The sequence below is a fragment of the Cupriavidus sp. GW823-FHT07A04 genome, assembly GCF_058794615.1.
The window spans coordinates 305768-329872 of record NZ_JBXAHA010000004.1 but is presented as its reverse complement, the minus strand read 5'-3'; the positions used below and the strand labels follow the sequence as shown (position 1 = coordinate 329872).

The 24105-nt window shown below is 65.2% G+C and carries 22 protein-coding genes and 1 pseudogene; 12 read left to right on the top strand and 11 right to left on the bottom strand.

The genetic code is table 11. The features are described 5' to 3' along the window. Window positions 1–22 precede the first annotated feature (22 nt). Window positions 23–1258 carry a multidrug effflux MFS transporter gene (locus tag AC1Q7Q_RS09375; RefSeq protein WP_492370460.1) on the top strand — a complete coding sequence of 412 codons (1236 nt, stop codon included), beginning with the start codon at window positions 23–25 and terminating at the stop codon, window positions 1256–1258. A 5-nt stretch (window positions 1259–1263) separates the two neighbouring features. Here AC1Q7Q_RS09375 and AC1Q7Q_RS09370 read toward each other — a convergent pair. Continuing rightward, window positions 1264–1377, bottom strand: a pseudogene (locus AC1Q7Q_RS09370) (DUF2274 domain-containing protein); the annotation flags it as partial. 124 nt (window positions 1378–1501) lie between these two features. Here AC1Q7Q_RS09370 and AC1Q7Q_RS09365 point away from each other — a divergent pair. Both AC1Q7Q_RS09365 and AC1Q7Q_RS09360 read left to right on the top strand, forming a co-directional pair. After that, a complete protein-coding gene (locus tag AC1Q7Q_RS09365; protein ID WP_492370461.1) occupies window positions 1502–2077 on the top strand; it encodes a TetR/AcrR family transcriptional regulator in 576 nt (191 codons plus the stop codon). Beyond that, window positions 2074–3123: a DUF418 domain-containing protein gene (locus AC1Q7Q_RS09360; RefSeq protein WP_492370462.1), complete on the top strand. Its 1050-nt coding sequence runs from the start codon at window positions 2074–2076 to the stop codon at window positions 3121–3123. The genes AC1Q7Q_RS09365 and AC1Q7Q_RS09360 overlap by 4 nt, the downstream gene beginning before the upstream one ends. A 95-nt stretch (window positions 3124–3218) precedes the next feature. Here AC1Q7Q_RS09360 and AC1Q7Q_RS09355 read toward each other — a convergent pair whose 3' ends face one another. Continuing rightward, window positions 3219–4184, bottom strand: a complete 966-nt coding sequence (locus AC1Q7Q_RS09355; RefSeq protein WP_492370463.1) for a tripartite tricarboxylate transporter substrate binding protein — start codon at window positions 4182–4184, stop codon at window positions 3219–3221. A 219-nt stretch (window positions 4185–4403) separates the two neighbouring features. Between AC1Q7Q_RS09355 and AC1Q7Q_RS09350 the strand changes: the two genes are divergently transcribed. Then, window positions 4404–5225 (top strand): class II aldolase/adducin family protein, encoded by an 822-nt coding sequence (locus AC1Q7Q_RS09350; protein ID WP_492370464.1) that lies wholly within the window; start codon window positions 4404–4406, stop codon window positions 5223–5225. A 73-nt stretch (window positions 5226–5298) separates the two neighbouring features. Here AC1Q7Q_RS09350 and AC1Q7Q_RS09345 read toward each other — a convergent pair whose 3' ends face one another. From AC1Q7Q_RS09345 to AC1Q7Q_RS09335, 3 genes are all read right to left on the bottom strand, one after another. Then, a complete protein-coding gene (locus AC1Q7Q_RS09345; RefSeq protein ID WP_150984309.1) occupies window positions 5299–5955 on the bottom strand; it encodes a methionine ABC transporter permease in 657 nt (218 codons plus the stop codon). Further along, window positions 5936–6829, bottom strand: a complete 894-nt coding sequence (locus AC1Q7Q_RS09340; RefSeq protein ID WP_492370465.1) for a methionine ABC transporter ATP-binding protein — start codon at window positions 6827–6829, stop codon at window positions 5936–5938. The genes AC1Q7Q_RS09345 and AC1Q7Q_RS09340 overlap by 20 nt, the downstream gene beginning before the upstream one ends. Before the next feature lie 63 nt (window positions 6830–6892). Continuing rightward, window positions 6893–7705, bottom strand: coding sequence for a MetQ/NlpA family ABC transporter substrate-binding protein (locus AC1Q7Q_RS09335; protein WP_492370466.1), 813 nt, complete (start codon window positions 7703–7705; stop codon window positions 6893–6895). Between the two features lie 292 nt (window positions 7706–7997). Here AC1Q7Q_RS09335 and AC1Q7Q_RS09330 point away from each other — a divergent pair, with 292 nt between their 5' ends. After that, window positions 7998–9017: a succinylglutamate desuccinylase/aspartoacylase family protein gene (locus tag AC1Q7Q_RS09330; protein ID WP_492370467.1), complete on the top strand. Its 1020-nt coding sequence runs from the start codon at window positions 7998–8000 to the stop codon at window positions 9015–9017. Window positions 9018–9091: 74 nt separating this feature from the next. Further along, a complete protein-coding gene (locus AC1Q7Q_RS09325; protein WP_492370468.1) occupies window positions 9092–9934 on the top strand; it encodes a transporter substrate-binding domain-containing protein in 843 nt (280 codons plus the stop codon). 124 nt (window positions 9935–10058) lie between these two features. Here the strand turns inward: AC1Q7Q_RS09325 and AC1Q7Q_RS09320 are convergent, their stop codons facing one another. The 3 genes from AC1Q7Q_RS09320 to AC1Q7Q_RS09310 form a co-directional block, all read right to left on the bottom strand. Further along, on the bottom strand, window positions 10059–11216 hold the full coding sequence (locus AC1Q7Q_RS09320; protein WP_492370469.1) for an ABC transporter substrate-binding protein: 1158 nt from the start codon (window positions 11214–11216) through the stop codon (window positions 10059–10061). Window positions 11217–11300: 84 nt separating this feature from the next. Then, on the bottom strand, window positions 11301–12260 hold the full coding sequence (locus AC1Q7Q_RS09315; protein ID WP_492370470.1) for a PDR/VanB family oxidoreductase: 960 nt from the start codon (window positions 12258–12260) through the stop codon (window positions 11301–11303). Window positions 12261–12266: 6 nt separating this feature from the next. Further along, complete coding sequence (locus tag AC1Q7Q_RS09310; protein ID WP_492370471.1) at window positions 12267–13304, bottom strand: aromatic ring-hydroxylating dioxygenase subunit alpha; 1038 nt, start codon at window positions 13302–13304, stop codon at window positions 12267–12269. A gap of 290 nt (window positions 13305–13594) precedes the next feature. Here AC1Q7Q_RS09310 and AC1Q7Q_RS09305 point away from each other — a divergent pair, with 290 nt between their 5' ends. After that, window positions 13595–14590, top strand: coding sequence for a LysR family transcriptional regulator (locus AC1Q7Q_RS09305; RefSeq protein WP_492370472.1), 996 nt, complete (start codon window positions 13595–13597; stop codon window positions 14588–14590). 7 nt (window positions 14591–14597) lie between these two features. Here the strand turns inward: AC1Q7Q_RS09305 and AC1Q7Q_RS09300 are convergent, their stop codons facing one another. Together AC1Q7Q_RS09300 and AC1Q7Q_RS09295 are read right to left on the bottom strand one after the other, a co-directional pair. Then, window positions 14598–15470 carry an IclR family transcriptional regulator gene (locus tag AC1Q7Q_RS09300; RefSeq protein ID WP_492370473.1) on the bottom strand — a complete coding sequence of 291 codons (873 nt, stop codon included), beginning with the start codon at window positions 15468–15470 and terminating at the stop codon, window positions 14598–14600. Between the two features lie 11 nt (window positions 15471–15481). Further along, window positions 15482–16270 (bottom strand): IclR family transcriptional regulator, encoded by a 789-nt coding sequence (locus AC1Q7Q_RS09295; protein ID WP_492370474.1) that lies wholly within the window; start codon window positions 16268–16270, stop codon window positions 15482–15484. Between the two features lie 359 nt (window positions 16271–16629). Between AC1Q7Q_RS09295 and AC1Q7Q_RS09290 the strand changes: the two genes are divergently transcribed. The 5 genes from AC1Q7Q_RS09290 (at window position 16630) to AC1Q7Q_RS09270 (ending at window position 23341) form a co-directional block, all read left to right on the top strand. Further along, window positions 16630–17589, top strand: coding sequence for an MBL fold metallo-hydrolase (locus AC1Q7Q_RS09290; protein ID WP_492370475.1), 960 nt, complete (start codon window positions 16630–16632; stop codon window positions 17587–17589). A 54-nt stretch (window positions 17590–17643) separates the two neighbouring features. Continuing rightward, window positions 17644–19377: an FAD-dependent oxidoreductase gene (locus AC1Q7Q_RS09285; RefSeq protein WP_492370476.1), complete on the top strand. Its 1734-nt coding sequence runs from the start codon at window positions 17644–17646 to the stop codon at window positions 19375–19377. A 35-nt stretch (window positions 19378–19412) separates the two neighbouring features. Continuing rightward, window positions 19413–19628 carry a DUF2783 domain-containing protein gene (locus AC1Q7Q_RS09280; RefSeq protein ID WP_492370477.1) on the top strand — a complete coding sequence of 72 codons (216 nt, stop codon included), beginning with the start codon at window positions 19413–19415 and terminating at the stop codon, window positions 19626–19628. A 101-nt stretch (window positions 19629–19729) separates the two neighbouring features. Further along, window positions 19730–21055, top strand: a complete 1326-nt coding sequence (locus AC1Q7Q_RS09275; RefSeq protein WP_492370478.1) for an MFS transporter — start codon at window positions 19730–19732, stop codon at window positions 21053–21055. Window positions 21056–21256: 201 nt separating this feature from the next. Next, window positions 21257–23341: a putative bifunctional diguanylate cyclase/phosphodiesterase gene (locus AC1Q7Q_RS09270; RefSeq protein ID WP_492370479.1), complete on the top strand. Its 2085-nt coding sequence runs from the start codon at window positions 21257–21259 to the stop codon at window positions 23339–23341. A 38-nt stretch (window positions 23342–23379) separates the two neighbouring features. Here the strand turns inward: AC1Q7Q_RS09270 and AC1Q7Q_RS09265 are convergent, their stop codons facing one another. Continuing rightward, on the bottom strand, window positions 23380–23892 hold the full coding sequence (locus AC1Q7Q_RS09265) for an MlaC/ttg2D family ABC transporter substrate-binding protein (protein WP_492370595.1): 513 nt from the start codon (window positions 23890–23892) through the stop codon (window positions 23380–23382). Between the last annotated feature and the right edge of the window lie 213 nt (window positions 23893–24105).

The following is a 24105-nucleotide window of genomic DNA, read 5'->3' as shown; positions in this document are numbered from 1 at the left end:
ACATGGAAGGCATCTCCGTAACATGGCGCCCATTCCTTCTGAACCTTTGACGCGCAGCCGGCCCGCCTGGCTGCCGGGAGCTGCCATGCCTCGCTTACCGTTCATTCTGACCGTCGCCATGCTGAGTGCCTTCGGCCTGATTGCTTCGGACGTTTATCTGCCCGCCATGCCGAGCATGACCACGGAATTCGGCGTCGCCGACTGGCAGATGCCGCAGACAATCTCGTTCTACCTGCTGGCACTAGCAATTGCCCAGTTGGCCTACGGGCCACTGTCGGACCGCAATGGCCGCAAGCCCGTACTGCTGACCGGCATCGCCTTCTACATCGTCGGCTCGGTGGGCTGTGCCACCTCGGCCACCTACAACGGGTTCCTGGCGTGGCGCATGCTTGAAGCGGTCGGCGCGGCTGCAGGCCTTGTCGTTGGCCGCGCCCTGATCGCCGACACTTGCGACAGGCGCACCTCTGCCAAGGTCTATGCGGTGATCTACCCGCTGGTGTCGCTGTCGCCAGCCCTGGCACCGGCCATAGGCGGGCACCTGGCAGCGGCCTTCGGCTGGCGGTCAGACTTCTTGTTCGTCGCCGCGTTCGGTGTCGTGGCACTACTGATGGTGATGACGCTGTTACCGGAAACGCTACCCATTGCTGCCCGCACCCGGACCTCTCCCTTTGCCGGCTTCAGTCATGTCCTGCGCGACCGAACTTTTCGCCGCTATACATTGGTGGTCTGCGCGATCTATTGCGCTTGGTTCGTCTACTTGACCCAATCGCCGTTTCTTTTCGCGCGCCAAGGCTTAAGTGAGGAACAAAGCGGCTGGCTGTACCTGCCGCTGACGGCCGGCATCATCGGTGCCAACCTGCTGGCCAAGCGGTTGCTTGATCGCTGGCTCTACGACCGCATCCTCGCTGCCGGCATCATGTGCTTCGTGCTTGGCGGTGTGGCATTCCTGGCCGTGGCGGCGCTGGGGCTCCATGGCGCGACCGCAGTGGTGCTACCGATGTGCCTGGTCAGTCTCGCCAATGGTTCGTCGCTGTCGCTGGCGGTGTCCGGGGCCATTGCAAGCGAGCACGGGTATGCGGCCACCGCGTCGGGACTGGTAGGGTTCTGTCAGATCGGCAGCGCCGCGCTGGTGGCAATGGGTGTCAGCGCGGCCTTCGGCACCGGCCTTGGCGTGCTGAGCGGCGCGGTGCTGGTGCTCGGCCTGATCGCGCTGTCCACCTGTCTGCCACGGCCTGGACGCCGGACGGGCGTGGTCTGAGGCCATCAGGTACGCCTCTTGAATCCCCGATCCCCAGCCATGAACGCCTCCAGCATGTGGGGGCTCAGTTTCGTCACATCGACGGCTTCGCCGTAGGTCTGCGTGTGGTCCAGTGCGTAGCAGGCATCGATCAGCTTTCTGCTTGCCTTGCTACCAGCACGATGCGTAAAATGAACAAACGTTCGTTCATATTATTCCGTTGTGAGCCAAAATAGACATCAGACGGATCGTCGTACCGTCATCATGCAGGCCGCCATCGACTGCTTCATAGACAAAGGCTTTCACGCGACCAGCATGCGCGATATAGCTTTGGCTGCGTCAGTCAGCCTGGGCAACCTGTACAACTACTTTCCCGGCAAACAGGCTCTTATTGCCGAAGTTGCAAATCAGGAGCAGGCCGAACTAGCGCCGCTGCTACGCACACTCGAAAGAACCACCAATCCATCAACGGAACAGGTAAAGCAGTTCCTTGCAGCATACTGGGCGCTTTGCCGGCAGCGCGAATGGGCGATACTGGGCGTTGAATGCCTGGCGGAAATCGCGCGAAGTCCTGCTCTTATGCCTGCGTTCGAGAACAATCGCAGGCAGTTGCTCGATACCCTGACAAATGCCATCGAACGTGCCACGAAGCGCGGCGTGTTCAAACCGACTGCGCCCGCGCGGCTAGTGGCACAGGCGATGCTAGATATCGTTGAGAACGATGCCTTGCGCCAGGCGTTGATGGCGCAGGCAGAAACCGCCGGCTATCAAGACAATCCCTCTGTCCAGGCAATGGATGCGCTCCATCCAGGACTCCTGCACGGCTTGCTTGGAACATGACGTCTGCTCCCCCTGCAAAACCGCGCCTGGATGGTCTGGATCTGGCTCGCTATCTGGCGCTGGCCGGAATGATACTGGTCAACTTCCGGTTAGCGATGCAGCCTGCCGCCCGTGGGCCGGCGTGGCTGGACGGACTATTGGGCTTCCTTGAAGGCAAGGCGTCAGCCACCTTTGTCGTCCTGGCTGGCTTGGGCTTGGTGCTAGCCACACGCAATCTGGAGTCGACAACGGCACGCATATGGACGCTACGCCGTTCGCTATTCCTGCTATGTGCAGGATTACTTAATCTGCTGATATTTCCCGCCGACATCATCCACTACTACGCAATGTATTTCCTGCTGGTATTGCCGTTGCTGCGAGCTAGAACAGCGCCGTTGCTCGCCACCATGTTGGCCGTGGCAACTGTTTCATTGTGGGCTTTGCTGAACTCCGACTACAGTCAAGGTTGGGAATGGGCAGCGTTACACTACACCGACCTGTGGACGCCGGCCGGCTTCGCTCGTAACCTGCTGTTCAACGGATTCCATCCGGTGCTGCCATGGTTGGCGCTGTTTCTATATGGCATGTTGCTGGCACATTTACCACTGCAATGCGCCAGTACGCAATGGGCGTTGGCAGGAGCCGGATTGTCGATGGCCTTGCTGGCTGGTGTAATCTCACACCTGTGCCAGGACAGCGCCTTTGCCTGGCTGCTAGGCATCACACCTATGCCACCGGGCCCGCTATATCTGCTCATGGGCATTGGCTCCGCCAGCGCTGCCATTGGCGTTTGCCTGCGAATTTCCAGCCAGTGGCCCGGTCGGCCGTTGAGATTCGTGCTACCCGCCGGGCGCATGACCCTCAGCATCTATCTGGCACACATTTTCATCGGCATGGGCCTGCTGGAAACACTTGGGGCGCTGGATGGCAACTGTACTCTGACCGACGCCGCGCTGGCCGCATCAGCTTTTCTGGCATTTGCAACAATCGTGGCCTGGGTTTGGAGCTTCAAGATGAGGCAAGGCCCTGTCGAACGCCTGATGCGATGGCTGACAGCTGTGCGTTAGACGCATGGATTCCGGTCACTTGCAAGCCGCTGCGCCATCGCCTCATGGCTACGCTCAACAGGCATGTGGCGATGACATGGTTTTGTTAGCCGCGCTTAATCAGCCTGCGCGCCCGAACGTTTCACCACCGCGCCCCACTTGCGGATCTCGCTGTCGACGAACTTGCCGGTTTCCTCCGGGCCCATCGGCATCGGCTCCGAGCCGCGGTCAGTGATGAACTTCGACAGCTCGGGCGACTGCAGCGCCTTCACCGTTTCCGCGTTGAGCTGGCTCACGAGCGCGGGTGGCAGGCCCTTGGGTGCCATCAGGATGGCCCAGCCCAGCGCTTCGAAGCCGGGAACGCCTTCCTCGCGCACCGTGGGCACCGACGGCAGCTGCGGCGTGCGCTTGGCCACCGTGACCGCCAGCGGCACGGCCTTCTTCGACTGGATCAGGGGCAGCGCCGCCGTCACCGAATCCACCATCAGCGGGATCTGGTTGCCGAGAAAGTCGGACTGCGCCGGGCCGCTGCCCTTGTAGGGGATGTGCACCATGAAGATGCCGGCCTGGGCCTTGAGCATTTCGGCCGACAGATGCTGGGTCCCCCCCACGCCCGCGCTGGCGTAGCTGTACTTGCCTGGCGCGGCCTTGGCCTTGGCGATCAGGTCGCGCAGCGAGACGATGCCGGAAGCCGGCGTGGCGAGAAACACCAGCGGCACCGAGAACACGCCGGAGATCGGCTGGAAATCCTGGCGCGGATTGTAGTTCAGCTTCTTGTACAGCGTCTGGTTAACTGCCATCGCGCTGCCGGCCATCACCAGCGTGTAGCCATCGGGCGCGGCGTGGGAAGCGATCTCCATGCCGAGGTTGCTGCCCGCCCCGGCACGGTTGTCCACCACCACCGGCTGGCCAAGCTGCTTGCCCAGCCGCTCGGCCAGCGCGCGCGCAAAGATGTCGGTGGCCTGCCCCGGCGGGAAGGGCACGATCAGCTTGATGGGCCGCTCGGGATAAGCGGCGTGGGCAAAGGTGGCAGCCGTCGTCAATGCGGCTGCGGCGGCGATGAGGGAAAAGGGCTTCTTCAAGGGGGGGCTCCTGCGTTATTGGTTTTATGTGTGGTGCTGGGTATGTGCATGGCGTGCGGCGCATGAGAGCGGCCGCGCAGGGGAGGATTCTACGGGATGGCGCATCGCCGCCGCATCGCCACCTGCCGCCCTTGCATTTCCATATGCCGATTGCGGCGTTGGCAAGCCCGAGAGGCAGCCGTATGATGTTCCGCTCCCCCCCTTCTTCCGGAGCGCCGCATGAACGCCGTCACCGAACCGCCGCTTGCCTTGTCGGACCCGAGCGTCTCCCTCCCCGCGCTGCACTTCCCCGCCGTCCAGAGCGAGGTCTCGCCCGCCGAGTGGGCCGTGCGCGTGGAGCTGGCGGCGGCCTACCGGCTGGCGGCGCAGTTCCGCTGGACCGATCACATCTACACGCACTTCTCCGCGCGCGTGCCGGGCCCCGATGCGCATTTCCTGATCAACGCCTATGGCCTGACCTTCGAAGAGATCACCGCGTCCAACCTGGTCAAGGTCGATATCGACGGCGAGATCCTGCGCGACGACACCGGCCTTGGCATCAACCCGGCCGGCTACGTGATCCACAGCGCCATCCACGCCGCTCGCCACGACGTGGGCTGCGTGCTCCATACCCACACCGCCGCCGGCATCGGCGTGTCCGCGCAGCGCGATGGCCTGCTGATGATTTCGCAGCACGCCATGCGCTTCTTCGACAGGGTGGCCTATCACGACTACGAAGGCATCGCCATCGACCTGGACGAACGCTCCCGGCTGGTGGCGGACCTGGGCGAGCGCGACATCTTCATCCTGCGCAACCACGGTCTGCTGACCTGCGCGCCCACCATTGCGCAAGCCTTCCAGGAACTGCATATGCTGGAGCGCGCCTGCGTAGCGCAGCTGGCCGCGCAGTCCGGCGGTGCGCCCCTGGTGATCGCGCCGGATGCCGTGGCGCGCAAGGTGGCGGAGCTGGTGGTGAGCAATGCCGGCGGCCCCGTCACGCGCAAGCACTGGGCCGCCCTGCTGCGGCAGCTCGATCGCAGCGATCCGTCGTATCGCCAGTGACCGGCAGTAATCGCCAATAACCGCCAGTCACTGTCAGTGCGGCGGTAACGACGGCGCGCGCTCCGTGGCCGACTCAGCGCCGGTGGTCGAAGCGCCGCGCCAGCCGCTCGCCGCCGAACTGCACCAGCGTGACCAGCGCGACCAGGATCACGATCACGTTGAACATCACCGCGGTCTCGTAACGCTCGTAGCCGTAGCGGATGGCCAGGTCGCCCAGGCCGCCGGCGCCCACCGCGCCGGCCATGGCCGACGAGCCGATCATGGCGATCACGCTGACGGTTGCGCCGCCAACGATGCCGGGCAGCGCTTCGGGCAGCAGCACGTGGCGCACGATGTGCCAGCGCCGGCAGCCCATGGCGCGCGCGGCCTCGATCAGGCCCGGATCGATCTCGTTCAGGCTGACCTGCGCAATGCGCGCAAAGAAGGGAATCAGGTGCACGCTCAGCGGCACCACCGCCGCCCACGTGCCCATGGTGGTGCCGACGATCAGCCGCGTCACGGGCAGCATCGCCACCAGCAGGATGATGAACGGGATCGAGCGGAAGGTGTTGACCAGCGCCGACAGCGTACGGTGCAGCCGCGGACGCGGGCGCAAGCCGCCCGGCGCGCTCAACGTCAGCACGATGGCCAGCGCCATGCCGCACACGAACACCACCAGGCAGGCGGCGCTCACCATCAGCAAGGTCTCGCCCAGCGCCTTCACGTACTTGTCAGCCATTGGCGGGAACATAAGCCTGTATCTCGATATTGGCGCGCGCACGCGCGTACGACGCGTTGGCCGCATTGGCGGCATGCATGGCATTGGCAAACTCGCCGCCGGCCGGCACTGGCAAATCCAGCCGCAGCGGGCGCAGCAGCGCCAGCGTGGCGGCGGCCTGCGGCTCGGCAAACACCTGCCACACCGTGCCTAGTTCCACCGCACGGCCTTGATCGAGCACCAGCACGCGGTCGCAAGCCTGGCGGATCACCGCCATGTCGTGCGTGATCAGCACCACGGTCAGTCCAAGCGTGCGGTTGATATCCCGCAGCAGGGCCAGGATCGATTCGGTGGTCTCCGGGTCCAGCGCCGAGGTAGCCTCGTCGCACAGCAGGATCTCCGGGCGGTGCACCAGCGCGCGCGCAATGCCCACGCGCTGCTTCTGCCCGCCGGACAGCGTGGCCGGATAAACCTGCGCCTTGTCGGCCAGGCCCACCAGTTCCAGCAACGCCATCACGCGCGGCACAATCTCCGCGCGCGGCACGCCGGCCACGCGCAACGGCAAGGCCACGTTATCGAACACGGTCTTGGCCGACAGTAAATTGAAATGCTGGAAGATCATGCCGATGCGCCGGCGCAGCGCCACCAGGCCATCTTCATCCAGCGTGCCCACGTCCACGCCATCCACGCGCACCCGCCCAGCGCTGGGGCGCTCCAGCATGTTGATGGTGCGCAACAGCGTGGACTTGCCCGCGCCGCTACGCCCGATGATGCCGAAGACCTCCGCGCGCGCCACCGTGAACGACACTTCCTGCAAAGCGGCCGCGGGCGCGCCCGGGTAGTGCTTGCCAAGCTGCTCGAAGACGATGTGCGGCGGACTTGATTGCAGCGGGGGCGCCTGTGACACGATGAAAATCCTCCGGGAACGACATGAACAGCATGAACAGCGTGAACAACGACATCCACCACATCAGAACGCCGGGATCACCGAGCCCTGGTACTTGGTCAGGATGAACTTGCGCACCTCGTCCGAGTGGTACGCCTTGATCAGCGGTGCCACCCACGGCGCGGCCTTGTCACGCTCGCGCACGGCGATCACGTTCACGTATGGGTTGTGCTCCTTCTTCTCCACCGCAATGCCATCGCGTGTGGCGATCAGCCCAGCCTGGTAGGCAAAGGTGTTGACCACGGCGGCGGCATCCACGTCCGGCAGCGAGCGCGCCAGCACCACCGAGGCGCTTTCCACCAGGTCCAGCTTCTTCGGGTTGGCGGTGATATCGCCCAGCGTGGCCGTGCCGGTGTATGGGTCGAAACCCTCGCGCAGCTTGATCAGGCCATGATCGCGCAGGATCACCAGCGCCCGGGTCTGGTTGCTCGGATCATTGGGAATGCCCAGCCGCGCGCCCTGCGGCAGCGACTCCAGCGACTTGTATTTGCGCGAGTAAAAGGCGATCGGCGAGATCAGCGTATCCGCCACCGCCACGATCTTGTAGCCGCGCTGGTTGATCTGGTCACGCAGGAACGGCTTGTGCTGGAACGCGTTGGCGTCGAGATCGCCATTGTTCAGCGCCTCGTTGGGGCTGGCGGTGCCGGTAATCACGATCGGCTCCACGTTGAGGCCCTGCTTCCTGGCCACCTTGGTCACCACTTCCCATATCTCTTCGTCCACGCCGCCGCGCACGCCGACCTTGATGGGCTTGTCGGCGGCCAGCGCCGGGGCCGCGCCGATGGCGAGCGCCGTCGTGGCGGCGAGGACCGTGGAGAAAATTGCACGCAGGTTCATAAGCCGTTCACCTTGAAGACGTTGCTGGCATTGATTGAGCTGGCGAGATGCCAGGCAACCAGTCTAGGTAAGCGACGGCATGCCGGTCCAAGAATAAAACCGCAGTAGCAAATCCGGAAAACCTGCCAGCATGGCAGCCGTGGCGACCGGAAGTCAAAGCGTGCGCGCGCCGTACGCATATCCATGCGCCGAATTGTTCCTTCCGCACGCCGGGCCGGCTGCGTACAGTGACGTGTTTCCGTACGCCGCGCGAGCTGCACGGCTCGCGCGGCCATCACCCGAAGGCTTCTCCATGGCTTCCTCCCCGGGGCACGCGCCCGCCTCCCCCATCCACAGCGAAGTCGATTTCGGCGCGCCGGGCAAGCACACCGGCTACCTGCGCCTGCCGCACTCCGCGCATCGCTCCGCCTATGGCTGGCTGCCCATCCCGATCGCCTCGGTACGCAACGGCGAAGGCCCCGCCGTGCTGGTGATGGCAGGCAACCACGGCGACGAATACGAAGGCCAGATCCTGGTCTCGCGGCTGATCCGCGCGCTCACGCCGGAGATGGTGCAGGGCCAGGTGATCCTGCTGCCGATGGCCAACTATCCGGCCGCGCAAGCGGGCCTGCGCGCCTCGCCGCTGGACGGGGGAAACCTCAACCGCAGCTTCCCCGGCGATGCGCGCGGCACGCCGACGCAGGTCATCGCGGACTATATCGAGCGTTCGCTGCTCACGCGCGTGAGCCTGGCTATCGACCTGCACTCCGGCGGCAGTTCACTGCAATACCACGGCGCCACCTTGTTTGCCCAGGCTGCGCAAGACGCTGCCGCCAAGGCGCGACTGCTCGACGCGGTGCATGCCTTCGGCCTGCCGCACACCTTCATCAATGAGGTTCCCAACCCGGTCGGCTTGCTGGCGGCGGCGCGCCGCCAGGGCGTGCTGGCACTACTGACCGAACTCGGTGGCGCGGGCATGGTGGATGCCGTGGCCCTGCAAGATGCGTGGCAAGGCCTGCTGCATCTGCTCGGGCACCTTGGCGTTGTGCGCGGCCCGCTGGTGCCTGCCGCGGCGCCGCACACCACCCGCCTGCTGCGCGTGGACCGGGAGCGCCATTATGTTTACGCGCGGGAAGACGGCATCTTCGAGCCACTAGTGCAGCTTGGCGATCGCGTGGTCGCCGGCCAGCCTGCGGCGCTGCTGCATACGCCGCACAGCCTCGCGCGCGAGCCGGCGATCGCCCGCTTCCCGGCAAGCGGGCAGGTGATCTGCAAGCGCGTGCCCGCGCTCACGCAGCGCGGCGATTGCCTGTTCCAGCTGGCCGACGATTGACAAGCGCTTGCTCCGCACAAGGCGCGCATGCCGGCATCACGCCGTCGCTCTACACCTCACCAGTATGCATTCCCATGTCCAGGCTATCTGACTCACCACGCCGCGCCCTCCTTGCGCTAGTGCTCACCGCCCTGCTCGGCAGCGCCGCCGCCCACGCCGACCCCACGCTGGATCGCATCCACCAGCGCAATAAAGTCAGCATCGGCGTCATCGTCAACGGCACGGGCGGCTTCGGCTCGATCGATCCGGCCAGCGGCGAGATGATCGGCTTCAACCCGGATCTGGCCAGGCAGATCGCCAGGGACCTGGGCGTGCAAGCCGAACTGGTACCCGTGCTGCCAGCCAACCGCGTACAGTTCCTGCAGCAAGGCAAGGTGGACCTGCTGGTTGCCAGCATGCTGCTCACGCCAGAGCGTGCCACGCAGATGGATTACGCACCCACTCCGTACTATCGCAACGGCGGCACCGCGGTCTTTCTCAAGCGCAGCGGCATCAAGCGCTGGGAGGATCTGCGCGGCAAGCCGGTCTGCCTTTCGCAGGGCAGCAGCTATGCCAAGCCGCTGAGCGCGCAATACGGCGCCGAGCTCAAAGGCTTCAAAGGCATGTCCGAATCGCTGCTGGCGCTGCGCGGCGGCGCCTCATGCGTGGCAGCCGTGCATGAGAGCGTGACACTGAACACGCTGGTGGCGCGCGATCCGGAATGGCGCGACTACGCGGTGCTGCCCGACGAGGTCGATCCCGCCCCGCAGGTGGCCTGGGTGCGCAAGGGCGAGAAAGACACGGCGGCGGCGGTGGACCGCATCATCCAAGACCTGCACCGCTCCGGCCGGCTGATCGAACTGGAGAGCAAGGCCGATCTGCTGCCGCGCTCGCCGCTGCTGGCGCAATTGCACCGCAAGTTCAGCGGCAAGCCTTAGAGGCCGTTTCAAAGAGATTCTGGCGTCGTTGCGCGGCCTTGGCCGTACCGCTTGTACTGTCTGCGGCCGCGCGCCTTGCCAGAACCGCTTCGCTTCATGTTGAAACAGCCACTTTGGCAACGATCTACTTCAGGTATTTCCATACGCCATTCTGGATCTGGACCAGCACCGCGGCCCGCTTGTCGTAGCCAACATGGTCGGTCCGGGACATCGTCGTCACGCCTTGGGTCGTCACGACGCCGCTGGTGCTCTCCAGCGCGTCGCGCAGCGCAATGCGGAACGCCTCGGTGCCCGGTTTGCCCTTGCCAAGGGCGGCGGGAATCGCCGCGCGCAGCACCAGGCCCGCATCCCAGACATTAGCCGAGAAAATCGAGGCTGAGTTAGGGCCGTACGCGGCCTCGTAGCGCTTGACGAAATCCTGCGCCACGGGTCGCATCGGGCTGCCTGGCTCAAGCTGGTCCGCTACCAGCACCGGCCCAACCGCGAAGATTGCGCCCTCCGCATCCTTTCCGGCAACGCGCAGGAAGTCCCGGTTGGCGATGCCGTAGGTCTGGTAGACGCTTCCTTTGTACCCGCGCTCGGTGAGCGCCTTCTGTGGCAGGGCGCCGGGTGTGCCGGAAGCGGCGACAAGGACGGCGTCCGGCTTCGCGGCGATGATCTTCAGTGTCTGCGCAACGATGCTGGTGTCCGTGCGGACATAACGCTCCGTCGCCACAAGCTTGATGCCGGCCTTGTCCGCCAGCGGCTGGAGTGCGGACAGCCACGCGTCGCCATAGGCATCCGAGAAGCCCATGAATGCCAGCGTCTTCGTCCCGGCCTGTTGCATATGGTCAAGCGTGGCGCCGATCATCAGGTTCTCATTCTGGATCGCCTTGAATGCCCACCGTCGTTTCTCGTCCTGCGGCTCGACGATCTTGGCGCTGGCGGCCAGGCTCATCAACGGCACCTTGGTCTCGGCGGCAACGTCGACCAGCGCAATGGTGGACGGCGTGACCGAGGAGCCCATCACCACATCCACCTTGTGCTCATCCACCAGGCGGCGAAAGTTACGCACGCTGACGCTCGGATCCGAGGTGTCATCGAGGAGGATGAAGTTCAGCTTCTGCCCGGCGACCTCCTTTGGCAGAAGGTCGATCGCGCGCTTTGCCGGCATGCCGAGCGACGCCGCCGGACCGGTCAGCGACAGGGTGACGCCGACGTTGATATCGGCACGCGCGGGGGTTGCTGCCAGGCCGGCCATGGCGAGCACGGCAGCCAGTACTGAGCGAGTGGGATGGAACATGGTCTTGTCTCCTTGGATGATCGCGGCCATCTGGGTGGCGCGTGTTGTGGTGCTTTTTCCAGGCGGCGGGGCTGCGCGGCGTGCTCAGATATCCAGTTCCAGCTCGGGAGTCAGCGCCCGGGAAACGCAGATCATGATGGCGGTGTTGGCCTCGCGCTCTGCGTCGCTCAGCACGTAGTCCCTGTGGTCCGCGTTGCCGGACAGCAGGGGCACCTCGCAACTGCGGCACAGCCCCTCGCGGCAGGAAAACGGCAACGGCAAACCGTTGTGCTCAAGCGTTTCGAGAATGGTGGAACCGGCGGGCACGGTGAAACGGCCGCCGTGCCGGTGCAGGACAACCGTGAAAGCCTCGTCGGCATCGGCATCGGCGCTGGCCTGCTGCGGAGCCGCGCTGAAGCGCTCGAAGTGCGTGGCAGCGCGTGGCACACCTGCCGCCTCCGCCTTGGCAGCCACCGCATCCATCAGTGGCGAAGGCCCACAGCAATACACGTGACCGCCCTCGTGCAGCCCGCCAAGAAAAGAGGCAAGGTCCGCCAGCGCACCCTGGCTCTCGTCATCGACATGCAGTTGCACCCTTTCCCCGTAGCGCGACAGCGTATCCAGGTAAGCCGCGCGCTGGCGCGAGCGCATGCAGTAGAGCAGTTTCCACGGCCGGCCGTTGGCCTCGCACCAACGGATCATGCTGAGAATCGGCGTAATGCCGATGCCGCCGGCGATGAACAGATGCGCCGAGGCAGCCGCGTCGATGCCGAAGAGCGAACGCGGCGCGCTCACGGCGAGCGCGTCGCCCTCCTTGAGTCCTTCGTGGACATACTGCGAGCCCCCGCGCGACGACGGCGCGAGCCCCACGCCAAGGCAGTAGCGGTCGGTTTCCGCGGAGTCGTTGCACAGCGAGTATTGCCTGACGATATTGCCGGGAAGGTGCACATCGATGTGCGCGCCCGCGGTGAACGCCGGCAAGGCGCCGCCGCAGGGGCGCCGCAGCTCGATGCCGAGTATGCCCTCGGCCTCCGCGGTCACCCTGGATACGATCAGTTCGAGCATGCCGGGCTACCTCTGCGCGGACGCCGCCGCTTCCTCTTCGAGCTTCTGGTTCACCGCCCAACGGAATTGCGAAAGCGCGGCGTCGATGGAAAACGGCATCATCTTGAAGCTGGGCTCAAGCTCAAGGCTTCGCTGCTGCGCCGAGATGATCTCGCGGTCTTCGTCGAACGCGGTGACCACGCTTTGGTGAATCGACGCGGTGACTTCCGGCTTGTCGATGGCAAAGTTGTGCGGATGGGCGAAAAAGTAGTGCGTGGAGTTTTCTGTCTCGGGGGTGATGGCCTGGCAGCCACGGAATTCGGCGGCATCGACGCGCACGCCCGCCGGTGCGCCCGTGCCCGTGGGAGACATGCCGGAATCCATTAACAGGATGGCGGGGATCGTGAAGTTGTAGATATTCCAGCGATCGACCTTCCCCGGATAATCCTTGACGGCCTTGGCGAAGGCGGGCGCTTCGGTATTGATGGCCCAGCGCGTGATCCGCACGCCGCCATCGATACGCTCCACCTTGGGCCGCACCGCGGCATAGTCCTCGCTGCCGCCCAGGGTGGTGGGGTGAACGAACGGCAGGTGCGAGAAGTCCAGCAGGTTGTCGCAGATCAGCAGGTAATTCACGTCGTAGTGGATGTAGCCGTCCAGGCTGCGCCATTCCGGATGGTCCAGCCACTGCGTATCCGGGATCAGCGATGGATCGGCATTGTCCGGGTCTCCCATCCAGATCCACACCCAGCGGTGTTGCTCGACGATGGGGAACTTGCGCACCTTGGCCTGCGGCGGAATGCGCTCCTGCGCGGGCGCCTCGATGCATCTACCCGCGCTGTCGAACTTCAGGCCGTGATACATGCAGCGGATGCAATCGCCTTCCCTGCGGCCGACCGACAGCGGCGCGCCACGATGGCAACAGCGATCCTCCAGCGCGACGATGCTGCCGTCTTCCTTGCGGTACATCACGACAGGCACGCCGATGATGGTGCGGGAGAACATGCCTTCGCCAGGGATTTCCTTATCCCAGCCGGCTACATACCAGGTGTTTTTGATGAACATGCGGGGTTCCTTGGAGCGTTCACTTTGCGCCCGGCGCGCAGATTCAGGGCGCACGTTGCCATGCACGCATTGCTTGCAAGCGATGCGTGTCGCGGGCGTTAAAAAAAAGCGGGGAGTCAGGATGGCGGCAATGCGCCTAGCAGGCCGGGACGCAGGTGGCGTCGCGTGCGAGCGTGGGGTGTCATGTCTTGTCTCCAGTGCGGCGACCCATCTCCGGGGTCCTTGACTGCAGAATAGATTTGGAGGAAACATGCGTCAACGTCATCCACCTAATAGCGAGAATGTACGCCATGCATGCAGATGAGCTGGACCTCAACCTCCTTACGGTGTTCGATGCGATGCTGCGCGAGCGCAGCGTGACCAAGGCCGCGCAAGAGCTGGCCCTGACGCAAAGCGCGATGAGCCACGCGTTGAACCGGCTGCGCGCCTTCTTCGACGACCAGTTGTTCGTCAAGACACCAGCAGGCATGATGCCCACGCACAAGGCGCAGGAGCTGACCGAGGCCATTGTGGGCGTGATGGCCACTGTGCGGCAGCAAGTTCTATCGCAGTCCCGCTTCGATCCGCTAGCGGCACGGCGCACGTTCAACCTGTGCATGACCGACATGGGCGAGCTGGTCTTCCTGCCGCCGCTGATCAGCAGGCTGCGCCGCGAGGCACCGCACTGCAAGCTGCGCACGTTGCAGGTTCCACTACAGCAGATCGAGGGCATGCTCGGCACGGGCGAGGCCGACCTGGCTCTGGGATCGATTCGCGCCGCGCCGGAAGGCTTGTTCCAGCAGCGCTTGTTCATGCACTCGTTCGTGACCATCGTGAGCGCGCGCAACCAGGAGGTTGGCGACGCCCTGACGCTCGAGCAGTTCCAGCGCATGCCGCAGATTGTGGTCACGCTGTCCGGGCGCGCCAGCGCGGCGTATGACAGCGCGTTTGACGACCATGGCATCCAGCGCAATATCTACCTGTCGACGCCGCACTTCCTGGTAGTGCCGCTGCTGATGGAGCAGCAGCCGGACCTGATCGCCACGGTACCGCTGGAGCTCGCCAACGTCTTTGCCCGCTACGGCACGGTGCGCGTGATGCAGCCGCCGGTGGCACTGCCGGAATTCGCCATCAAGCAGCATTGGCATCCGCGTTTCCACCATGACCCGGCAATCATCTGGCTGCGCGAGCTGGTGAAGCGGACCTTCGAACACTATCCACGGGTCGACGATGGCGAGGATGAGGCGGCGGCGGCGGCGCCTGCGCCGCAACCCAAGCGGCCCCGGCGCGTGGCAAAAGGAAAGTAAGCGGCGGCTATCCGTTCGCGGCGGCTGCCTCTACCGGCTCCATCGGCTCCATCGGCTCCATCGCGCCGAACCGCCACGACAATCGCCGCGCCGCCTGCAACAGGGTCCCGGCCGTTGCGCTATCCGTACCGCTGTCGAAGCTGCCCGATGTGCCAATCAGGGCGATGACGAGCGCAATGCTGCCGGTGTGGTCGAACACGGCCGCCGCAAGAGTGTCGATGCCGGGCACGGGCCGGCTCAGCGCATTGTCGATCCGCTGCGCGCGGATTTGCGCCAGCCGGGCCGCGTACGCTGGCGCAAGCGCTTCGCCCGCGCCGCCGTCCGCTTCGACGACTTCCGATTTCCGTACACCTGCGAGCCGCAGCGCGTCCTGGCCCAGCAGGCCAATCAGCACAGGCTCCGGCAGGTGCGCCGCGAACAGCCGGCCGATCGCCGTATTGACCAGCGACAGCACAGTGCCGACCCGCAGGCTGACGTGCTGCGGCCGCGCGGCTTCCTCCAGGCGGACCACGGTCGGCCCCAGCGGGCCAAGCACTGCCATTGCCACGCTCAGGCTGGTCGCGCCCGCCAGTTCGATCACTTCCGGCTCGGCCTCGCGGGTTGGCGAGAGCCGCTGCAAGGCGATCAGCCCGAGTTCAAGGCCCAGCGAGCCGGACAGGAAATTGCCCGCCGCGTCGCGCGCCAGCAAGCCGATCTTCTGCAGGCTGACCAGATGCGGGAACGCTTTAGCGGGCGGCATGCCGGCCGCGCGTGCAAGGTCGCGCAAGGGCAGCGGCCGCCCGGCCGCGACCAGCGCGGCAAGCAACTGGCCGGTGTTGTCCAGCGACTGGATGCCGCGTTGCGGCTTGGCGGCTTCGCCCAGGATGTCGTCGATTGGCATGGGGGCGGGTGTCATTCGGCTTCGGTAGTGGCGGCGATCGCGTCACGGATGGCGGCGGCGGTGTCTAGCAATGCGACAGCCACGGGGCCGCGCCAGGCCACATCGATGGCGCCGGTCGATCCCACCACGGTCAGCGCCAGGCGCAGCCGCCCGCTGGCGTCCAGCACCGGCACGCACAGACTGCTGACGGCGGGGCTTGGCGCGTCGATGCTGCGCTCGATGCCGCGCTCGCGGATGGCGGCAAGATCCGCAGCGAACGCGGTGGCGTCCACGGCAGGCGTGTCGCCCGCGTGCTGTTGCGCCCAGATCGCCTGCCACTGGCCGGGCGGGAGAAACGCGCAGAACACGCGGCCGGTCGCCGTTGCCGACAGCGACATCACCGTGCCAACGTGCAGGTTCACGTGCAAGGGCGAGCCCGCGTGCGCATAGCGCACGATGGTGGGGCCCTGCGGGCCGTCGGCGCAGATCGCCACACTGAACCCGCACGAGCCAGCCAGCGCGGCCACCAGCGGCACCGCCGCCCGGTAGGCCGGATCGTGATCCAGATACAGCATGCCGAGCTGCAGCGCCAGCGGGCCTGGCTCGTAGCGCCCGGACAGGTGGTCGCGCTTGATCAGGCCAAGCCGCACCAGGCTGACCAGGTAAGTGTGTGCTTGCGCGGGCGCAATCTGCGCGCTGGCCGCAAGCTCGGCCAGGGCCATCGGCGCACGGACATCGGCCAGCGCGCGCAGGAAGCGGCCGCCGACTTCCACGCTCTGGATGCCGCGCTGCGCCTTCTCCTCGCCGCCGGCGTCCGCCATGTGGTCCTCGGATCGCGCTGATCGTGCTGATCGTGCTGATCGTGCTGGTCGTGGCATTCGGCCCCCGCTTGAAAACCCAGATAGTAATCGACCCGACGCCATCCACCTGGCGAGACCAAGGGTTTCCCCTCGGATTTCTGCGTCTTGCTTGTGCCTTACCCGCCTCGCCATGCAAGTTAGTCAAAAACAATACGATTTGTTATTGACTAATTTAACTGAGATTCCTAAGATGGCCTTACCCCGATACCGGTGCAGCTATAGAGTGAATACGGGGCGAGACAGTCCCCGCTATGCAGTGATCCGCTCCGGCGCCTGCTGTCTCGTCTTTTCCCCACGCAAGACAAAGAGATGAGGCAAGCATGAGCAAGGCATTCGCATCCCAGGCCGACCTGGAAGCCAAGAAAGTCACCTTCACCCAGCTCTCCGAGAACGCTTACGCGTACACCGCCGAGGGCGACCCCAACTCCGGCGTGATCATTGGCGACGACGGCGTGCTGATCGTCGACACCACCGCCACGCCCGCCATGGCGCAAGACCTGATCGCCAGGATCCGCTCGGTGACGGACAAGCCCATCAAGTATGTCGTGCTCTCGCACTACCACGCGGTGCGCGTGCTGGGTGCTTCGGCCTATTTCGCCGAAGGCGCGCAGCAGATCATCGCCAGCCGCGGCACCTACGAGATGATCGTGGAGCGCGGCGAGGCCGACATGAAGTCGGAGATCGAACGCTTCCCGCGCCTGTTCGCCGGCGTGGAAACCGTGCCGGGCCTGACCTGGCCGACGCTGGTGTTCGAGAAAGAAATCACCCTGTACCTCGGCAAGCTCGAAGTGCGCATCGCCCATCTGGGCTCGGGCCACACCAAGGGCGATACCGTGGTCTGGCTGCCGTCGCAGAAGGTGCTGTTCTCCGGCGACCTGGTGGAGTACGACGCGGCCTGCTACTGCGGCGACGCGCAACTCGAGCAATGGCCCGCCACGCTCGACGCCCTGCAGGCGCTGGGCGCCGAGAAGCTCGTCCCCGGCCGCGGCCCGGCCCTGACCAATCCGCAAGAGGTCAAGAAGGGCATCGAGTACACCAAGGATTTCGTCACCACGCTGTTCCAGGCTGGCAAGCAAGCCGTGGTGGACCGCCTGGACCTGAAGAGCGCGATGGCCCATACGCGCAAATCGATGGACCCGAAATTCGGCCACGTCTTCATTTACGAGCACTGCCTGCCGTTCGACGTGTCGCGCGCCTTCGATGAGGCCAGCGGCATCCAGCATCCGCGCATCTGGACCGCGCAGCGCGACAAGGAAATGTGGGCCGCGCTGCAAAACTGAAGGCCAATCGCCGCATAGATGGAATGGCCGTACAGAGTGGATGGAGACACAAGCATGAGCAACGATTACCAGAACCAGTCATTTGAGTACCAGCCCTGCCCCGAGCAAAGGCAGGCGCAAGCAGGCAAGCCGCACCCGGTGATCGTCGTCGGCGCCGGGCCCGTCGGCCTGGCCACCGCGATCGACCTGGCCCAGCACGGCGTGCCGGTCGTGCTGGTGGACGATGACTGCACGCTGTCGAGCGGATCCCGCGCGATCTGCTTTGCCAAGCGCACGCTGGATGTCTTCGACCGGCTCGGCTGCGGCGAACCCATGGTGGACAAGGGCGTGCGCTGGCACGTCGGCAAGGTCTTCGTGCGCGACGAGCAGGTCTACACCTTCGACCTGCTGCCGGAGGCCGGCCATCAACGGCCGGCCTTCATCAACCTGCAGCAGTATTACGTCGAAGGCTTCCTGCTCGACCGCGCGCGCCAGTTGCCGAACCTGGAGATCCGCTGGAAGCATAAGGTGACGGGCATCGATCAGCGTCACGCCGGCACGCCGGACGCGACCGTGGTGCTGACCGTCGACACGCCGGACGGCCCCTATGCGCTCACCGGACGCTACGTGGTGGCGGCAGATGGCTCGCGCAGCCCGCTGCGCAACCTGCTGGGCCTGGACAGCAAGGGCCGCACGTTCAAGGATCGCTTCCTGATCGCTGACGTGAAGATGGAAGCCGAATTCCCCACGGAGCGCTGGTTCTGGTTCGACCCGCCTTTCCATCCGAACCAGTCGGTGCTGCTGCACCGCCAGCCCGACAATGTCTGGCGCATCGACTTCCAGCTCGGCTGGGACGCCGATCCCGTGCTGGAGAAAACGCCGGAGCGCGTGATTCCGCGCGTGCAGGCGCTGCTCGGGCCGGACGCGAAGTTCGAGCTGGAATGGGTCAGCGTCTATACCTTCTCCTGCCTGCGCATGGACAGCTTCCGCCATGGCAACGTGCTGTTTGCCGGCGACTCCGCGCATGGCGTCTCGCCATTCGGCGCGCGCGGCGCCAACAGCGGCGTGCAGGACGCGGAGAACCTTGCGTGGAAGCTGGCGTACGTGATCCAGGGCCGCGCGCCGGACAGCCTGCTCGACACCTACGCGAGCGAGCGCGAATACGCCGCCGACGAGAACATCCGCAACTCGACGCGCTCGACGGATTTCATCACGCCGAAGAGTGCGGTCAGCAAGGTGTTTCGCGATGCCGTGCTGGCACTTTCGAAGAAGCATGCGTTCGCCCGGCAGCTGGTGAATAGCGGGCGGCTGTCATTGCCATCGGTGCTGCGCGATTCGACGCTCAATACGCCTGACACCGGCGACTTTGCCGGCACCATGGAGCCGGGCACGGCCTGCGTGGATGCACCGGTCCGCGGTAGGCAAGGCCAAGGATGGCTGCTGGCGCAACTAGGCGGGCAATTCACCGCGTTGCTGTTCGGCACACCCGACGCCGACAGCCTGGCCGCCTTGCAACGGCTGCAGCAAGGCACGCTGCCGCTCAGGCTGGTTGTGGTCAGTGCGGATGCACCGTCCGCAGCATCGCCCGGCATATCGGTGTGGCATGACGCCGAGGGACTCGCGGCACAGCGCTACGACGCGCGGCCCGGCACGCTGTACCTGATCCGCCCCGACCAGCATGTCTGCGCGCGCTGGCGGCAGGTCGACATCGCCGCCGTCCAGCAGGCCATGTCACGCGCGACCGGTAACGCGCAGGGCACGCTAGCCCGCGCTCCGGCAGCGAAGGCGGCCGCCCCGATGCCCGCATGAATCCCACTGGGACATTCCGAGTCAGAGAGACAGCAATGGCACTCAACACCCAACCCAACCTGGCGCGCGCCGACGACTTCTACGAAGCCCTGATCGACATGCATCGCAATCTCGACGACGGCCAGAGCCAGGCGGCCAATGCGCAACTGATCCTGTTGCTCGCCAATCATATCGGCGACCACGACACGCTCGCCGCCGCCCTGCAGCTCGCGCGGCAGGGCGCGGGCGAGGAGATCAGCGCGCAAGCCTGATTGCAGCGGGCGCGGCCCGCTGCCCGCTTCCACTCATTGCCAATACGCGCCAGACGTCGGCATCCAGGGCCCAGCCGGGCCCGCGTTCCCGGAGACAATCCATGACCTATCCCTCTGCAGGGGCCATTGCGCCCCCGGCTTGTGCTGCCCGCGACGAAGACGCGCTCTATCGAAAGATCTGGCTGCGCATCATTCCTTTCCTCTTTGTCTGCTACGTCATCTCCTTCCTGGACCGCATCAATATCGGCTTTGCCCAGTTGCAGATGAAGCAGGACCTGGGCTTCAGCGATGCGATGTACGGGCTGGGCGCCGCAGTGTTCTACCTGGGCTACGTGCTGTGCGAGGTGCCTAGCAACATGCTGCTGGCCCGCTTTGGCGCCCGCAGCACCTTCACCCGCATCATGTTGCTGTGGGGCCTGGCATCGGTCGGCATGATGTGGGTGTCAACGCCCACGCACTTCTATACGCTGCGCTTCCTGCTGGGCGTGTTCGAAGCCGGCTTCTTCCCCGGCATCGTGCTCTACCTGACATACTGGTTCCCGGCGCGGCGGCGCGCGGCCGTGATGGCCATCTTCTTCGCGGGCGTTGCCGTGGCCGGCGTGCTGGGCGGGCTGGTGTCGGGCTGGATCATGCGCGACATGGCCGGCGTGCTCGGCCTCTATGGCTGGAAGTGGATGTTTGCCATCGAGGGTGCGCCCGCCATCGTGCTCGGGCTCGCCGCCTCGGTGTTCCTGGTCGATGGCCCGCAGCAGGCGCGCTGGCTCACTGACCCGGAGAAGGCATTGCTCGCCGCGCATAACGGGCCAGCCGGACAAGCCACGCGCGCGCACTCGTTTGGCGCGCTCATCGAGGCGTTGCACAACCCGCGCATCTACCTCTTTGCCTTCATTTACTTCGCGCTGACCTGCGGCTCGCTGACGCTGAGTTTCTGGATGCCCCTGATGATCCGGGACTTCGGCATCACCGATGTGATGTCCATCAGTCTTTACTCCGTCATCCCGAACGCCGTCGGCGCCGTCGGCCTGATCCTGATTGCCCGCCACTCCGACCGGCACGGCGAACGGCATCGCCCTTTCGTAGCCTGCACGGGAGGCGGCGCGCTGGCACTGGCGCTGCTGACCCTGCACCTGCCCAGCTTCGCGGCGATGCTCGCGTTGCTGTGCGCCGCGTGCGTGCTGATCTTTGCCGCGCTACCGATCTTCTGGTCCTTGCCGCCAAGCCACCTGCCAGCCCACACCGCCGCCACCGGCATTGCCTTTATCAGCAGCATCGGCATTACCAGCGGCATCGTCAGCCCGTGGGTGATCGGGCAGATCAAGACGCACACAGGCAGCATGGACAACGCGCTGTACCTGCTCGCGGGGTTGCTGCTGGCCAGCGGCGTCGCCATGTGGGTGGGCGTGCCGAAGGCCGAGCCACGGCACTGATTGCCGGCCAGCGGCTGGCCAGCATTAGCCCGGGGGCCGGTTGGCCCCCGGGGCGCCCATCTTTTTGGGGTTTCGACTAAACTTGCCCCCCATCTTGTCGATATGAGGGGCGTACTGGCGCTTTCCTAAGCGCGCTCGCTTGGCGCGTGCGCGCCGGGCGGCCTCCAGGTAGTTCCAAGTCAATATCCAGAAAGGTCTTCCATGCACGCCGGTAGCTACAACAGTTTGCTTGTGCTGTTCTCACTGCTTGTGGCGATGCTGGCCTCCTACACTGCCCTGGACATGGCCGGGCGCATTGCCACCGCGCAAGGGCGCGCGGCCCACTGGTGGCTGGCGGGCGGCGCCTGCGCCATGGGCACCGGCATCTGGTCGATGCACTTCATCGCCATGCTGGCGTTCCACCTGCCGATTCCGCTGGGCTACGACCTGCCCATCACCGTAGCCTCGCTGCTGATCGCCATCGCGTCATCCGCGCTCGCGCTCTGGCTGGTGGGCCGGGAAACCTTGCCGTGGCGGCGCCTGGCAGGCGGCGCCTTGTTGATCGGCAGCGGCGTTGCCGGCATGCACTACACCGGCATGGCTGCACTGCGCATGGTGCCGGGCATCCACTACATCCCATCGTTGTTCGTCCTGTCCGTGGTCATTGCGGTCGCGGCATCGGGCACGGCGCTGTGGATCGCGTTCAACCTGCGGCGCGAGTCCGTCTGGGTGCGGCCCTTGCGGGCGGGCGCATCGGTGGTGATGGGCTTTGCCATCGCCGGGATGCACTACACCGGCATGGCGGCTGCGGAATTTCCGATCGGCGCCGTCTGCGGCGCGGCGCGCGACGGCATGGACACCGGCTGGCTGGCCGTGGTGATCATCATCGTCACGCTGGCCGTACTGGCGATTGCCCTGATCACCTCGGTGCTCGACATGCGCCTGGAAGCCCGCACCTCCATGCTGGCCATCTCGCTCGCCGAAGCCAACCAGGAGCTGACCTACCTGGCGCTGCACGACAACCTCACCAAGCTCCCCAACCGCGTGCTGCTGGAAGACCGGCTCGAGCAGGCCATCCAGGGGGCCACGCGGGAGAAGAGCCGCTTCGCCCTGATGTTCATGGACCTGGACGGCTTCAAGGCGGTCAACGACGCCTACGGCCATCCCATTGGTGATCAGTTGCTGGTGGAAGTCGCGCGGCGCATCGGCGCCAATGTCCGCTCGCAAGACACCATCGCACGGCTGGGCGGCGACGAGTTCGTGCTGCTGGCCAGCGTCAGCGAGCCGGCGGATGCCGCCACCCTTGCCGAGAAGGTGCTGAGCGCCATCCGCGAGCCCTTCCAGGTAGCCGGCCGCGAGTTGCGCGTCTCCACCAGCATCGGCATTGCCATGTACCCTGGCGATGGCGAACTCCAGCACGACTTGCTGACCAACGCCGACGCGGCGATGTATCACGCCAAAGCGCTGGGCCGCAACACCATCTGCTTCTTCGAAGCATCGATGAACGCCAACGTGCACGAGCAGCTTCAACTGGTGCAGGACATGCGCATGGCGCTGGAGCGCCGTGAGCTGATCCTGCAGTACCAGCCCAAGCTCACCGCCCCCAACGGCCCGATAGTCGGCGTGGAAGCCCTGGTGCGCTGGGTGCATCCCACGCGTGGCCTGATCGCCCCGGACCAGTTCATCCCCCTCGCGGAAAAAACCGGCCTGATCGTGCCGATCGGGGACTGGATCCTGGACGAAGCCTGCCGGCAGATGCGGGCGTGGCGCAACGAGGGCCGCCCCGAGTGGACCATGGCGGTCAATCTCTCGGCGCTGCAGTTCCGGCACGCCAGCCTGATCGCGACCGTGCGCGACACCCTGGCCCGGCATGCGCTGGAGCCGTGCTGCCTGACGCTGGAGGTCACCGAATCCACCGCCATGCGCGACGCGGACGCCAGCCTGCAGATCCTGCAGCAGCTCCACGACATGGGCGTGCGCATCTCGATCGACGACTTCGGTACCGGCTACTCGAGCCTGCTGTATCTCAAGCGGCTGCCTGCGAGCGAGCTGAAGATCGATCGCGGGTTCATCCGGGACCTGTCACGCGATACCGAGGATGCGGCGATTGTCTCGGCCATTGTGGCGCTGGGGCGCACGCTGAATTTGAATATCGTTGCGGAAGGGGTCGAAACGGCGAAGCAGCAGGAGTTCCTGACGCGGCTTGGATGCAATTCGCTGCAAGGATTCCTGCTCGGACGACCGATGTCCGCGGAGAACCTGATTGAATCGCTGTCCAACGACAGTCTGCTATCGGATGCCAGATGAAGAAGGCTCCATAAGGTCATTCAATGACGCGGGGTATCTCACGCCGCATTATGACTAGCCAAATACTTGACCAACCCCTCAATCCCCCCCTTAGCCACAATATCCGCAAACTGCTTGCGATAAACCTCAATCAGCCAAGCCCCGCTCATATTGATATCGTAAATCGACCACCCCGCCGCGCCCTTCTGCAGCCGATAATCGATCTGCACCACATCCCCGTTGTTCAGCACGCTGGTCTCCACCACCACATCCTTTCCCGCGGTCCGCGGCGCCTTGTAGCGAAACTTCAGCGTCTGCTCGCGCACTTGTGAAAGGGACAAGGCGTAGCTGCGCACCAGCAGTGTCTGGAATTGCTCGTAAAGCTGCTTCTGCTGCTCAGGTGTGGCACTGCGCCAGGCGCTGCCGACCGCAAGCCGGGTAGTGCGCTGGAAGTCGGTATAAGGCAGGAACTGCCGGCGCACCACGGCCGTGATCTTGTCCAGATCGCCGTTGCGGGTGTCGGGGTTGGCCTGGATGGTGGTGAGTACGCCTTCGACGGCGGCGCGGACCATGCGGTCCGGTGAGGAGCGGTCAACGCTCACGGCTGCGGGACTCTCGCCAGGTGTCGCTGCCGGCGCGGTGATAGGCAAGGATGCGCCAAGGACAAAGGCAAAGCCGGCGGAAACCGTGAGCACGGCGGCGTTGCATCCCGTACGGGCAAAGCGAAGGCGCAAACGGCGAGGCATCGCAATGATCCTCCACGAACAAGATGCGCTCGCCCGGGG

Bases quoted from the DNA above. Each gene is read 5' to 3' on its own strand.
- AC1Q7Q_RS09315 (WP_492370470.1), bottom strand. From the start codon at position 12,260: ATGCTCGAACTGATCGTATCCAGGGTGACCGCGGAGGCCGAGGGCATA.
- AC1Q7Q_RS09330 (WP_492370467.1), top strand. From the start codon at position 7,998: ATGGCTTCCTCCCCGGGGCACGCGCCCGCCTCCCCCATCCACAGCGAA.
- AC1Q7Q_RS09335 (WP_492370466.1), bottom strand. From the start codon at position 7,705: ATGAACCTGCGTGCAATTTTCTCCACGGTCCTCGCCGCCACGACGGCG.
- AC1Q7Q_RS09275 (WP_492370478.1), top strand. From the start codon at position 19,730: ATGACCTATCCCTCTGCAGGGGCCATTGCGCCCCCGGCTTGTGCTGCC.
- AC1Q7Q_RS09320 (WP_492370469.1), bottom strand. From the start codon at position 11,216: ATGTTCCATCCCACTCGCTCAGTACTGGCTGCCGTGCTCGCCATGGCC.
- AC1Q7Q_RS09270 (WP_492370479.1), top strand. From the start codon at position 21,257: ATGCACGCCGGTAGCTACAACAGTTTGCTTGTGCTGTTCTCACTGCTT.
- AC1Q7Q_RS09285 (WP_492370476.1), top strand. From the start codon at position 17,644: ATGAGCAACGATTACCAGAACCAGTCATTTGAGTACCAGCCCTGCCCC.
- AC1Q7Q_RS09265 (WP_492370595.1), bottom strand. From the start codon at position 23,892: ATGGTCCGCGCCGCCGTCGAAGGCGTACTCACCACCATCCAGGCCAAC.
- AC1Q7Q_RS09280 (WP_492370477.1), top strand. From the start codon at position 19,413: ATGGCACTCAACACCCAACCCAACCTGGCGCGCGCCGACGACTTCTAC.
- AC1Q7Q_RS09305 (WP_492370472.1), top strand. From the start codon at position 13,595: ATGCATGCAGATGAGCTGGACCTCAACCTCCTTACGGTGTTCGATGCG.
- AC1Q7Q_RS09350 (WP_492370464.1), top strand. From the start codon at position 4,404: ATGAACGCCGTCACCGAACCGCCGCTTGCCTTGTCGGACCCGAGCGTC.
- AC1Q7Q_RS09375 (WP_492370460.1), top strand. From the start codon at position 23: ATGGCGCCCATTCCTTCTGAACCTTTGACGCGCAGCCGGCCCGCCTGG.
- AC1Q7Q_RS09365 (WP_492370461.1), top strand. From the start codon at position 1,502: ATGCAGGCCGCCATCGACTGCTTCATAGACAAAGGCTTTCACGCGACC.
- AC1Q7Q_RS09345 (WP_150984309.1), bottom strand. From the start codon at position 5,955: ATGTTCCCGCCAATGGCTGACAAGTACGTGAAGGCGCTGGGCGAGACC.
- AC1Q7Q_RS09290 (WP_492370475.1), top strand. From the start codon at position 16,630: ATGAGCAAGGCATTCGCATCCCAGGCCGACCTGGAAGCCAAGAAAGTC.
- AC1Q7Q_RS09360 (WP_492370462.1), top strand. From the start codon at position 2,074: ATGACGTCTGCTCCCCCTGCAAAACCGCGCCTGGATGGTCTGGATCTG.
- AC1Q7Q_RS09325 (WP_492370468.1), top strand. From the start codon at position 9,092: ATGTCCAGGCTATCTGACTCACCACGCCGCGCCCTCCTTGCGCTAGTG.
- AC1Q7Q_RS09310 (WP_492370471.1), bottom strand. From the start codon at position 13,304: ATGTTCATCAAAAACACCTGGTATGTAGCCGGCTGGGATAAGGAAATC.
- AC1Q7Q_RS09300 (WP_492370473.1), bottom strand. From the start codon at position 15,470: ATGCCAATCGACGACATCCTGGGCGAAGCCGCCAAGCCGCAACGCGGC.
- AC1Q7Q_RS09295 (WP_492370474.1), bottom strand. From the start codon at position 16,270: ATGGCGGACGCCGGCGGCGAGGAGAAGGCGCAGCGCGGCATCCAGAGC.